We start from the raw sequence: 12,612 nt of genomic DNA on the forward strand, positions 1-12,612 counted from the left end.
GCTGGTCACTGCCAGCGACGTTACCGGACTTTGGGCACTCCGTAGCGCAACAGCATCACGACCTTGCGTAGCTGGCATCGCGTTGTGGAGAACCATTCCGGAATTGAAATCGTGCGAGCTGCCTGAACCTCGCGACGGCGAGTACGCAGAATCGTCCATTCACGGAAGGGTGTCATCACGGCAGGACCGTAGACATCACGAAGAAGGGTAGCGTCACCACGCACTATGGACAGTGCACTTCCCTCAAGCGCGAGTGCGACTATGTGGAGGAAGAGCAGGGGCCACATCAGCAAACCGGGCGTGAAAATCATCAGCACCCGCGTCTTGTTGCGTTCGCTTAGGTGACGTCGCTTGATTGAAGTGTTGATGCCGGACTCCGCGCGATTTCCACCGAAAGTCGCGCCTTGGCGATGCCGGTAGCCGCTTGCCGCCAAAGCTGTGACAGGCAGTCCGCGCGACCTCGCAAGACCGCATAGGTACATATCCTCGGCGATGGACCCGAACCATTCCGGCAATCCACCCAGATCATTCCAGATCGTGTGCGGCAGGAACATGCACGCACCTATGACGTATGCAACCTGATATTGCTTCGGGTCCAGGTTGGGGATCGGGTTGCAGAATGGATCCAGCAGGCAGCCGCGATCGACCAGCTTGCCGCTTTCCCAGTCGTACTGGGGCAAGGTGAGGATGCCGGGGCGACCGGAAGCGCGCGCCGCACCGACCAGAGTCTCCAGCGCTCCCGGGTACAGCGCGGCGTCATTGTTGAGCAGCAGGATGTATTCGCCGCGGGCGTGGTTGGCCATGCGGTTGTTGCCCGCGCAGAAGCCGACATTCTCCCGGCTGGCCAGCAGCTCGACCTGCGGATAGCGCTCTCGCAACAGGGCTATCGAGCCGTCGGTCGATGCATCGTCGTGCACGATGATTTCGACGTCGCCGTCGATGCGCTGGGCGAGCACGGAAGCGATGCATTCGTCCAGGATCGCCGCCCCGTTGTAGTTTGCGATGCAGACCGAACAGACCGGGGCCGCCGGACGGTTCAGTGCCGGGTACGGTTGAACCAGTCCCATGTCTTTCGCAGGCCTTCTTCAAGTGAGGTCGCAGGCACCCAGCCGTAACGATCTCGCGCCATGGTGGAATCCATCACGATCTGCCGCGCATCCACGGGTCGATCCAGTTCATGGCTACGCAGCAGCGGTGTGCCGGTCACCTTTTCGATGGTGTGGAAGAGTTCGTTCAGGCTGACGCCGGTACCGCTGGAGGCGTTCAATACCTGCGCGCCAGCGGGCATCGGTGAAGAAAGTATCGCCGTGCACAGGGCAACGAAGTCGTCGATGTACAGGTAATCGCGCACGATCGAACCGTCACCCCAGACCGGAAGGGTTTCGCCGCGCATCAGCTTGCCGAAGCAGGCCGGCACGATGCCGAAGCCCGGCCGTTCGAGCTGACCGGGGCCGTAGATGTTGGAAGGCCGCAGCAGGATGGCCTGGCCCTCGTACTGATGGCACCACGCGGTGATGAGGCATTCGGCGGCCACCTTGGCGGCGCCGTGGTAGGAACGCGGCTGCACAGGCGAGGCTTCCGTCGATGGATCGGTCGAGCTTGCCGCGTACAAGCTGCCACCCGAGGACAGGTAAAGCAGTTTCACGCAGGGGTTTGCCTGCAGCGCCTGAAGCAGCGCGGCTAGCGGCAACAGGTTGCCCCGCACTTCGTCGAGAGGCCGCCCGCTCGAGGTGCCGGGTGTGGAGTTGGAAGCCAGGTAGACCACGGTGTGGCATCGATCCAGCAACTCGGCGAACGGCTGCGGGTCGGTCGCCGCGCCAACCACTGACTCAACGCCGGCCACGTCATGACCGAAGGGCCTGCGACTGACGGCGATGACCTTGTTGCCGCGGGAAGACAGCGCCCGGATCAGGTGTTGCCCGACGAACCCTCCGGCGCCTACCACCAACACTTGGTCATCCATCGACGGATCCCTCAAGCAATCTGCGGTAGATCGTGGTGTAGCGTCTGGCACAGTCGTCCCAGGTGCCGAACCTGTTCGCCGCCCGTTGCCTGGCGGCTTCACCGAAGCGGTGGTTGGTGGTGTCCTCTTCCAGTTGCTCCAGGGCCTGGCGATAGGCTTCGGCCGAGCTGCACAGAATGCCGGTTTTTCCCGATTCGACAAGGGCGGCGTGCGCAGGCATGTCGGACGCGATGATAGGCAGGCCGGCAGCCATCGCCTCGAGCATGACCTGCGGGCGACCTTCTGCGTGGCGGCTCAGGGTGACGAGCCCGCATGCCTGCGGAAACCACTGGGATGCCAATTGATGGGGTGACGCGGCACCGTGGTAATGCACCCAGTCGGGGATGGCGATATTTTCCTGCATGGGGCCGAACAGATGCAGCTCACGGTCGCCGTTGGCGAAACACCCCCGCGACCACTCGAACAGCGGGCCCAGCTTGTCGGCGGTGAGACGCGTGACCACCAGCCAGCGCCGGGGTTGCGATCCGGCGGACTGCCGCTGGATGGCGTACCAGCGCTCCTCGATCCCGAACGACACCGGGATAACTTCCGCGATGTCGCCGAATGCCGCCTCAAGCGGCGCCTGCATCCACTCCGCATTCGGACAGAGGGCGACCCGGCGACGGCGCATGGCGCGACGCAAAAAATGGCGCACGAACGGCAACCGGAGCAGCTTGATATCGTTGCCCAACGCGGTGATGAGCGCCGGCTTGCCGTTGTCCGGAAGTGGCAGCGCGCACTGCAGCCAATTCACGTGGTAGACATCGATGTCCGTATTCCGGCGATAGGCGGAAGCAAGCATGCGCAGCAGCTTCAAGGGCGCCAGCAGCGAGTTCAGACCGCCCTGGCGCATGAGGTGCGAAATGCCGCCCGCTGACATGAGTGCGGCGAGCCAGGCGCTTTCCGCTGGCGTCGTGGCACTGGTTACGGGTGTCGGCAGCTCTCCGGGCGGGGCCCAGACACTCAGGTGTATATCGTCCGACCGCGCCAGGGCGTCCACCATCCGACTGACGAACACACCACGCCAGTCTGCGACATCATGCGGATAGGAAGTGCTGAGCAGAAGTACGCGCATGCGATCCACAATATTTTTGAGACCCTGGCTTTCGTTCACTGCAACCCGGGCAAAGCGCGCAGCTGCGTAAGGGAAGCGTCGAGCCGCCCTCCGTAATTCAGCGACTCCAACTGCTTCAATTCGGCGAGTGCGTCGCCTTTGCGACCTGTGGCCATCAACATTCGAATCAGTGTGATGCGATAGGCTGCCTCTTTTGGAGAAGCTCCGACGGCCTCCCGGGTCAGGGACAGCCCCAAGGCGTGATCATCAAGGACATTCCAGGCGTAGTCTCCATAGGTGGCCAGCAGGCGAGCGCTGGGGGCGGGGTGTGACAGGGAAGCCAGGTAAGCTTCGACCATGCGCTGTTTCGACAGATCGCAACGCTGCTCCCGAGCACACTGCGTCAGCGCCCCGAGCGAGCTTTCGTCTTGTACACCGGGTTTGTGGGTCTTGAGCTTTGCGATCAGGCTGTCCCACCATGCATCCTTGATGGGCAGATGCATGCGCGAGTTCATGAAGATCAGCGCTTGCTCGGGGAGGATTGAGGCTTCGGGCAAGGCTGCGGCCCTTTCCAGCGGTCCGTAGGCCAGCTTGGTGAATGGCGAGGCCGGGTCGTAGTGCGAATAGATGATGTAGGTGCGGCCCAGTTCGTACTGGGCACGCGGCGACAGCGGCGCGCGGGACGCAAGGTCTTCGGCCAGCCGCAGGGGGTTGCCCCATGCATGGGCAGTGAGGGCGGTCAGGCCGGCCCAGCACAGCAGGGCGCCGGCCAGCAGTGCATATCGCGGCAGCGCCATGGTCGTTGCGGGAGGAACCGCCAGCAGGGGCACGATGGCCAGCAGCAGGCCGAAGCTGGCGAAGTAGTTGCGGTGCTCGTAGATCAGTTCCAGTGGCAGGATTGTGCCGGTGAGCAATTGGCAGCCGAGAAAAAGCCCGATGCCCAACGCTGCCAGCGGCAGGCGCTTGCGCAACCAGACCATCGTGGCGACCAGCAAGCCAAGTAACACGATGCTGGCCAACGTTGTCCAGGGCGCGAGCAGCCCGGTCGAGATGCGGAAGTCGTCGTGGTAGAACGAAAGCGCATCCGGCGTGGGCAGCAGCGTCCAGCGGATGTAATCGACCACGATGCGCGCCTCGCTGAGCAGGCGGGTGCGCAGCGAAAAATCCCGTGTCGCCCACACGGCGGGGTTGAAGATGCCGGGCATCAGCCAGGCCAGCCCTACCAGCATCGGAATCAGCAACACCACCACGAACAGGCCGGCAAGGCGCAGGTCGCGACGGCCATTTGCCGCGCGGAAACGGAACACCAGCCACTCCACCAGCACGGCATAGAGCGGCAGCATCACCGCGGTTTCCTTGGCCAGCACGCCCACGCCGGTGCACGCCACGATGCTGGTCACGCAAAGCAGGAACCCTCGGATCTCCGGCGACAGCCTGGCCCGGGCCGCTGACGGGGCGAGGCAAGAATCGGAATCTGCCAGCGATCCGCCAAGCATGCGCTGGCGACCCGCGACGTACCCCAGCAGACCGAGCAGCACGAACAGGTTGGCCATGCTCTCCATGCGCTGCACCACGTACAGCACGCCGGTGAGGTTGATCGGCAACAACATCCAGCCGGCGGCGATCAGCGCGGCGACGATGCCTTGGCGTTGCCGCGCGGCTGTCGCGCCCGCAGGTGCCCGCTCGTGGGCTCCTGCGGGGGGAATGTGCAGCAGGCTTCGGGACAGCAGAAAAACCAGCAGGCCGTTGAGCAGATGGATGACCAGGTTGGTCAGCTTCATCCAGTATGGATCGAGGCCGCTGACCAGGTAGTTGGCGGCGAAGCTCAGCGAGGCCAGCGGCCGCTTGAACTCGCTGGACGGGGAAGATAGCGCAGCACCTACCAGCGAGGAGAAGCTGGCGTTGGACGGTTGCACGCCATGGTTGTCGACGATGTTGGGGTAGTCATCGAACAGGAAGCCGCCGGACAAGCCCGGCCAGTAGACCGCGAGCGTCACGACAAACGCGGCAAGCAGCAGCCACCAGCCGGTGCGGTTTTTCAGTGGCGTGCGCAGGCGCTCGGGAGTTTGATTCATTCGGCGGCGTGGGACTGTTGGGCGGCGTCGTCGCGCAGTGTAGCGCGCAGGTGCGCCAACTCCTTCGGCCAATACTGTTGGCGCTTCAGCACCCAGGCATGGACGCGAGGCATGCCGAACCCGGGTTCATCGCTTTTCTCTGGTTTCGTGACAAGGTGGTCGAGATGGGCCAGGCCCAGCTTCGGGAAACCGCTCGCGCCGAGCAGGGCGGCCTGTTTCAGCGCCGCAGCGATGCGCATCTGGCTGTCCAGCGCCTGGTTGAACTCCGCCAGCGCGGTGTTCGCGTCGCGTTGCAGCAAGGCGAGGTGACCCAACAGGTAATGGATGTCTTGCTGACGCCCCTTGCTGTTGGCCAAGTGGGGGTTGGCCAGCGTCGCCTGCAGCAGGCCATCCAGCGTGGCGTAGTTCAACTGCGGGCAGGGCGGCTGCGCCACTTGTTCCATGGTTCGGTCGAACCAGCTCACCAGCAAGGCACCGGGGTCGCGGGTGGTGCGCAACGCATGGCGTAACGCGGCCAGGGTTGTCTCATCCACATGGCCCAGCACGCATTGCGCGCTGAACAGGTTGATCGCCAGTTGAACCTGGTCGGGCGCCTTGGCCAGGGCAGGCAGCAATCGCTGCACGGCACGTTCGGGCAGACCGGCGATTGTCTCGACCTGGGCAGCATTGGCTTGCGCGCGCGGCGATTCCGGATTGAGGCGTGCCCACAGCAACGCCTGGTCATGGCTGTTGCCCCACAGGCTGGCGCGGGCGTAGGTCATCGCACCCAAGCCAAGCAGGATCAACACTGCCAGGGCAAGTTTTGCGCTGCTGGTGGTGAACCACGCTGCAGCGGAGTATCCGGTTGCCGGCAATTTCTCTCCATGCCTGCGCACATCGCACAGCCACAGGGCCAACGGCCAGAACATCAGCAGCGCAGGCAGGTAATTGCGGTGCTCGAAATAGAGCTCCAACGCTATCGTGCTGGACTCCAGTGACTGGCCCACGAAATAGAACAGCACAGCCAGCGCCAGCGCAGGCCAGCGCCGGCGCAACAGCCACGCGCCTGCGATCAAGCCGAAGACAGCGAGGATGGCCGGCAGCGTCGTCGCCGGGGACCACCATGAAGTCGAAGCCTGGATGTGATCGTTGAACAGTCCTGGCGTGAACGGTCGCGGCAGCCACAACAGGTCCAGGTAATCCAGCAGCACGCGCGGCTCGGTCAGCAGGCGCTGGCCCAATGTCCACGGGCGCACTGATGAAATGCCGTGGGTGATGCCGCTCCATCCCTGGTGCAACAGATAGCCGGTCACGATCGCCGTGGGCAACCAGCCAAACAGCCACATGCTGCGGCGGTAGATGCGTCGCCAGTGCTGTTCCAGCGGCTTGGTGGAAGGCTCCTGCGATCGCAGCAGGACATGTTCCACCACCAAGGCCAGCGTGGGCAGGAGGATGCCATTGGCCTTGCTCAGCACGCCGAGTACCGTGCAGCCACCCAGGCCCACGGCAATCCATGCCAGCCCGCGCCAGACAGTGCCATGCGTGAGGGCCGTTCGGCCGTGTAGCCACGCCAGCAGGCCGAGCAGCGTGAAGGTCGCCGGCAGCATCGCTTCGCGCTGCACTATGTAGAGCGTGGTGGAGACGAGCAGCGGATGCAGCAACCAGATGCCGGCGCCGATGACGGCGGCGAGATCAATGCGGCGCTTGTCGGCGGCGCTGAAAACGGAGCGACCCAGTCGACGCAACAGCAGCGCGAGCAGCACGCCGTTGATCAGGTGCAGAATCAGGTTGGTGCGCTTGAATGGAAACGGATCAGCCGGCCAGTCGCGCGCGTCCAGCAGGAAGGTCAGCAGGGTGAGCGGCCGGCCGGTCGGGTCCGCTGTCCCGGAGGTGATGTAGCGCCAGAAGGTGGGCCAAGTGTCGATCGAGCCGGTGGCGCCCAGCGCCGGCAGATTGGCGAAGTCGTCGAATAGAAAGCCTCCGCGGAGACCGGGTGAGTAGATCGCCACGGCAACCATGACGAGCATCAACCCAATCAGCAATGGTGCCCAAACGGAGCGAACGTGCATCGTAATGATCCGAAAAGAAAGGCCGCCATGAGGCGGCCTTCCGGTATAGCGGAGACGTTGAAAATTACGGACGGCAGGAGGTGGGCAGATACTTCGGGTCCACGGTCGACTTGGTGCACGTCCAACCGAGCGAGCCGGCATTGACGATCGGCGAAAGCACGAAAGTCTTGGAGGCAATCTTGGTGTTCGCTTCATTGCCGAAGGTGGCCGTGATGACGCTGGCTGCCACTGCGACTTTGGACACGTACTTGCCGCTGATGGAAGTATCAGTCGCCAGACCGGCGGAGGCATTCGTCGAAGGCATGGTGCCCTTGTTGCTGTAGAACTCCGCAAACGCGGTCTTGGCACCGTCGGTCAACACCGCGCCCTCCGACACCTGCGTACGAATCAGGTAGTCCTGGTAGGCCGGGATCGCGATGGCGGCGAGGATCGCGATGATCGCGACCACGATCATCAGCTCGATCAGGGTAAAGCCTTTCTGCATGCTCTTCATGGTGGTTCCTCTGTGTTGGTTAGCTAACCGGTGATGCCCCCTGAGCCCCAGTCCTGGATCCCCCTAGGCAGGATCGGACCCCTTACTCAATGGTCAGGAACGACCAGGAAGCTCGCGGAAAAGTGAAGCAGGTTGCATGCCACTTGTACCGCTGGTGTATTCCCGCATATTGCGAGCTGTTGGATTGTGCCTCTCGTCACGAATGGCCGCAAGCGTGGGTGCCGCCGGGTTCGTATCATCATTCTCGTGGTTGAAGTATCGGTCCCGCCATTGGCGCTAGAGGGCAGTTAGTGACGCATTTTGTCAGTTTGTGTGCGGACGTGTTGAACGCGCCGGCTTGATCGGAACGTCAGCGAACCTCAGCGGCACGAAGTGGGCAGATATTTCGCGTCGATGGTGCTTGGCGTGCACGCCCAAGTGATGCTGCCGGCTTGAGTGATTGGTGACAACACGAAGTACTGGCTGGCGGGGCGGATTTTTGCGTTCGCCTTGGGACCATTGAACAGCACCTTGATCACGCCATTGGTCACGTCGACACTGGATACATAGCTGCCAGTGATCGAGGTGTTCGTGGCTAAACCTGCGGAGCGATTGCTTGTCGGAAAGCGTCCTGTGTTGGATACAAAGTCCCACTCTGCGGCCTTCGCGCCGCCCGCCAGCACCATCCCCTCGGTGACCTGTGCCCGAATCAGATAGTCCTGGTACGCCGGAATGGCGATGGCAGCAAGAATCGCGATGATCGCCACGACGATCATCAGTTCGATCAAAGTGAAACCCGCGGACAGGCGCTGGCGTGACATTGGTGGATTCCCCCTGGAAGTCGCCAACATGAAGCACGTTTTGTACCGACGGCAAGGGGCTGATGTGTTTCCGGTCACGGTTTCGTGGGGACCCGTCGAGAGGTGCTATGGAGCACGCTTCCAATCCAACCTTTTGCCGGTTCGATCGGCGCTCGTGCGGATTCATCAAGCGGGCAATCCTGAAAGTAGCGTGGGCGGCATTTGCCTTGTGCCCGCCATTTCCTGTGGACTGGCTTGGTTGGCGCGTGCGGTAAAGGCCGGACTATGCCTCGGATTGGCGGACTGCTGAGCCTCGAGTGTGGCGGCGATGGCGTTGCCCAGTTCGGTTGGCAGGGCCATCGCTTCCAGGCACTTGTTGCGGTGGTGGTCGTCGCGCAGAAGCGCGGCTCATCTCGAGTGGTCCAGCGCGCGGTCGGCATTGGCCAACAGCTCTTCAGCATACATGTCGACGCGATCAAACACCCGTACGCCCAACTTGTCGGGATGCGTCCTTCCAGGACAAACTCGACCCGGATCTCATGCGGCGAACAAGAGGGCAAAAGCCGGCGAGCAACGCCCGCCTACGGCCGTGTCGTCCTTTGTAGGAGCACACCTTGTGCGCGTTGCTCTTCGCCAGCGTGACGGAAGGCCTCGCGCACAGGGCGCGGTATCGCTCGCTGGCAGTTCGCGGCACGACTGTTCAAATGGCCGCCCATCCAGCGGACTTGCCTGTTGCGAGGCAGCGCCTTACCGTGGCTGTTTCGCCGCACAACTCAAGGACCCTCCATGAAACCGTTGATTGCCGCGCTGTTGCTTGCGTTGGTGGCCTCGCCCGCGCTGGCGGGCGGTGTCGTCGACACCACTTTTGCCAAGGCCCAGGGCTCGCACGCGTTCAACGTGCGCGATCTGGTGATGATGGATCGGGTCAGCGATCCGCAGTTGTCGCCGGATGGCCGCCATGCGGCGTTCAGCGTGCGCAGCACGGATTACGCGGCGAACAAGGGTGTCAACGCGATCTACGTGCTGGACCTGGAGCGCAAGGGTGCGCAGCCGGTGAAAGTGGTGGACAAGGGTTCGTCGGCGCGCTGGTCGGCTGATGGGAAGAGCTTGTACTTCGTGGCGCCGGCGAAGGATGTGGCGCAGCTGTGGCGCGTCGATCTGGGTGCGAACCCTTCCAGCCATGCGGCGCCGGTGCAGGTCAGCCATGCGCCGCTGGATGTCGTCGATTACAAGCTGTCGCCCGATGGGAAGCAGGTGTTGCTCTCTTATGAGGTGTTCACCGATTGCGCCACGTTGGCCTGCACCGAGCAGCGCATCGAGGCGCGCGCGAAGGACAAGGCCAGCGGCACCTTGTACAACAAACTGTTCGTGCGGCACTGGGATACCTGGGCCGACGGCCGGCGCAACCAGTTGTTCGTGGGAACGTTCGGCGCCGATGGCCAGCTGCAGGCCGAACCGACCCTGCTGAGCCGCGGCATCGATGGCGACGTGCCCAGCAAGCCGTTCGGCGACGCCAGCGAGTTCGCCTTCGCGCCGGACGGCAAGAGCGTGTATTTCGATGTGCGCATCGCCGGCACCACCGAGCCGTGGTCGACCAATTTCGATTTGTACCGCGTGCCGGTGGACGGCTCGACTGCGCCGGCCAACCTCACCGCCGACAACAAGGCCTGGGATGCGTACCCGGTGCCCTCGCCGGACGGCAAGACGCTTTATTACCTGGCGATGAAGACCCCCGGTTTCGAGGCCGATCGCTTCGCCATCATGGCGATGGACCTGGCCACCGGCGCCAGGCACGAAGTCGATCCGCGCTGGGATCGGTCGCCCGGCGGCCTGGCGATTTCCGCCGACGGCAAGACCTTGTACGCGACCGCCGACGACGAAGGCCAGCACCCGTTGTTCGCGATTGACCCGGCCAACGGCGAGGTGCGCAGCCTGTCCGGTGCCGGTGACGTGAACGCGTTTTCGCTGGCCGCCGGCAAGGTCCTGTTTGCGCGCGACGACCTGAAGCGGCCGGCCGACTTGTACCTGGCCAAGGCCGATGGGCGTGGCCTGAAGCAGGTCACGCATTTCAATGCCGAGGATCTGAAGAACGCCAGGGTCGGCGACTTCGAATTCTTCCAGTTCCCGGGCTGGAACAACGAAACCGTGCAGGGCTACGTGGTCAAGCCGGTCGACTACCAGAAGGGCAAGACCTACCCGGTTGCCTTCATCATCCACGGCGGCCCGCAGGGTGCGATGAGCAATGGCTGGAGCTATCGCTGGAACCCGCAGACCTATGCCGGCCAGGGCTTCGCCGTGGTCACGATCAACTTCCACGGTTCCACCGGCTACGGCCAGAAGTTCACCGATTCGATTTCCGGCGACTGGGGCGGCAAGCCGCTGGAGGATCTGAAACTGGGCTGGAAGGCCGCGCTGGACAAGTACAAGTTCCTTGACGGCGAGCGCGCCTGCGCGCTGGGCGCCAGCTACGGTGGCTACATGGTGTACTGGATCGCCGGCGTGTGGAACCAGCCATGGAAATGCCTGGTCGACCACGACGGCGTGTTCGATGCGCGGATGATGTACTACGCCACCGAGGAGCTGTGGTTCGAAGAGCGCGAGAACGGCGGCCCGCAGTACGAGGTGCCGCAGAACTACGAGAAGTTCAACCCGATCGACCACGTCAAGGACTGGCGCGTGCCGATGCTGGTGGTGCATTCGGGCAAGGATTTCCGCATCCCGATCACCCAGGGCCTGGGCGCCTTCACCGCGCTGCAGCGCCGCGGTATCCCCAGCGAACTTCTCACTTTCCCCGACGAGAATCATTGGGTGCTGAAGCCGCACAACAGCGTGCAGTGGCACGACACGGTGAATGCCTGGTTGAAGCAGTGGACGGCGAAGGACGCGGCGGCCAGTAAATGAAGAGTGAGTCTGGAACCGGGAGGCCCCTCTCCCGTCGGCGACTGCAAGGAGTCCCCTTGCGGGTGAGAGGGGTTGGGGTGCGAGGCGAGTACGAGGCCCCACGCTCCGCCCGCACCCTCATCCGCCCTTCGGGCACCTTCTCACCCGCAAGGGGACTCCCGAGGTCGCCGCAGGGAGAAGGTGGAGAGTCTGTCACGTTGCGGCGATCTCAAGCAGCAGTTTGCGTACGGGGGCGGGCAGGCCGAGGGCCGCCAGGTCGCTTGCGCTGCACCAGCGCAACTGCGCATCGTCGGCAATCTTGTGTCGTGCGGCGGCCTGGTCGAACAGCAGGGGTTCGACGTTCAAGCGGTAGTGGCTGAACACGTGGGTGAACGGTGCGAGCGCCTGCGCGTCGTCGATGCGTGCGTGCTGCTGGGCGACGCGCCAGGCGTCGTCCGCATCAGTGGCTTCGGGCAGGCTCCACAAGCCTGACCACACGCCCTGGGGGCCGCGCCGCTCCAGCAGGATGCGCTGCTGTCTGTCGCGCAGCACCAGCATCACGGTGGCGCGGGTGGGAATGGATCTGCCCGCCTTGCGCGTGGGCAGTTCAGTGGTGAGGCCGTCGCGAAGCGCGATGCAGTCGCCCACCAGCGGACAGGCATCGCAACGCGGGTTGCTGCGCACGCAGAGGGTGGCGCCGAGATCCATGATGGCCTGGGTGTAATCGGCCACGCGGCGCACGGGTGTATACGCCTCGGCATGCAACCACAGTTGCCTCTCGACCGCGCCGGTGCCGGGGTCGCCGTGGACGCCGTGGTAGCGCGTCAGCACCCGCTTGACGTTGCCGTCGAGGATGGGAAAGCGCAGCCCGTGCGCCTGCGCCAGGATCGCACCGGCCGTGGAGCGGCCGATGCCGGGCAGGGCGGCGAGGGCGGCGAAGTCGCGCGGCAGTTCGCTGTCGTGTTGCGCCACGCAGATCTGCGCGGCGCGATGCAGGAAGCGCGCGCGACGGTAGTAGCCGAGGCCCGACCACAGCGCGAGCACGGTGTCCTCGTCGGCGTTGGCCAGGTCGCGCAAGGTCGGCAGGGCGGCCACGAAGCGCTCGAAGTAGGCAAGCACGGTGGCGACCTGGGTCTGTTGCAGCATCACTTCGGACAGCCACACGCGGTAGGCGTCGCGCTGGCCCGGCGAAGTCTCCGACTGCCACGGCAGATCCTTGCGGCCGTGCCGGTCGAACCAGCGCAGCAGGCGTGCGGCCACGTCGGTATTCGCCATGGACCC

Annotated in this window: 9 protein-coding genes; 1 reads left to right on the forward strand and 8 read right to left on the reverse strand. The window is 63.9% G+C overall.

Going from position 1 to position 12,612, the window contains the following annotated elements; translation table 11 throughout:
- Positions 1–20: 20 nt before the first annotated feature.
- The 7 genes from ACVCMB_RS17110 to ACVCMB_RS17140 all read right to left on the reverse strand — a co-directional run bounded on the left by ACVCMB_RS17110 (position 21) and on the right by ACVCMB_RS17140 (position 8,472).
- On the reverse strand, positions 21–1,067 hold the full coding sequence (locus tag ACVCMB_RS17110) for a glycosyltransferase family 2 protein (protein WP_447105789.1): 1,047 nt from the start codon (positions 1,065–1,067) through the stop codon (positions 21–23).
- Positions 1,037–1,963 (reverse strand): NAD-dependent epimerase/dehydratase family protein, encoded by a 927-nt coding sequence (locus ACVCMB_RS17115; RefSeq protein ID WP_447105790.1) that lies wholly within the window; start codon positions 1,961–1,963, stop codon positions 1,037–1,039. Before ACVCMB_RS17115 ends, ACVCMB_RS17110 begins: the two co-directional genes overlap by 31 nt.
- Positions 1,956–3,116: a glycosyltransferase family 4 protein gene (locus ACVCMB_RS17120; protein WP_447105791.1), complete on the reverse strand. Its 1,161-nt coding sequence runs from the start codon at positions 3,114–3,116 to the stop codon at positions 1,956–1,958. The genes ACVCMB_RS17115 and ACVCMB_RS17120 overlap by 8 nt, the downstream gene beginning before the upstream one ends.
- Complete coding sequence (locus ACVCMB_RS17125) at positions 3,113–5,131, reverse strand: hypothetical protein (RefSeq protein WP_447107193.1); 2,019 nt, start codon at positions 5,129–5,131, stop codon at positions 3,113–3,115. The genes ACVCMB_RS17120 and ACVCMB_RS17125 overlap by 4 nt, the downstream gene beginning before the upstream one ends.
- Entirely contained in the window at positions 5,128–7,179 is a 2,052-nt protein-coding gene (locus ACVCMB_RS17130; RefSeq protein ID WP_447105792.1) for a tetratricopeptide repeat protein, read from the reverse strand. The genes ACVCMB_RS17125 and ACVCMB_RS17130 overlap by 4 nt, the downstream gene beginning before the upstream one ends.
- 64 nt (positions 7,180–7,243) lie before the next feature.
- On the reverse strand, positions 7,244–7,672 hold the full coding sequence (locus ACVCMB_RS17135) for a pilin (protein ID WP_447105793.1): 429 nt from the start codon (positions 7,670–7,672) through the stop codon (positions 7,244–7,246).
- A 359-nt stretch (positions 7,673–8,031) separates the two neighbouring features.
- Positions 8,032–8,472 (reverse strand): pilin, encoded by a 441-nt coding sequence (locus ACVCMB_RS17140; RefSeq protein ID WP_447105794.1) that lies wholly within the window; start codon positions 8,470–8,472, stop codon positions 8,032–8,034.
- A gap of 765 nt (positions 8,473–9,237) precedes the next feature.
- On the opposite strand from ACVCMB_RS17140, the gene ACVCMB_RS17145 reads away from it, so the two are divergent.
- Positions 9,238–11,352, forward strand: coding sequence for a prolyl oligopeptidase family serine peptidase (locus ACVCMB_RS17145; protein WP_447105795.1), 2,115 nt, complete (start codon positions 9,238–9,240; stop codon positions 11,350–11,352).
- A gap of 192 nt (positions 11,353–11,544) precedes the next feature.
- On the opposite strand, the gene mutY is transcribed toward ACVCMB_RS17145, so the two are convergent.
- A complete protein-coding gene (gene mutY / locus ACVCMB_RS17150) occupies positions 11,545–12,606 on the reverse strand; it encodes an A/G-specific adenine glycosylase (protein WP_447105796.1) in 1,062 nt (353 codons plus the stop codon).
- Between the last annotated feature and the right edge of the window lie 6 nt (positions 12,607–12,612).

It is taken from the genome of Rhodanobacter sp. UC4443_H10 (genome assembly GCF_052978325.1).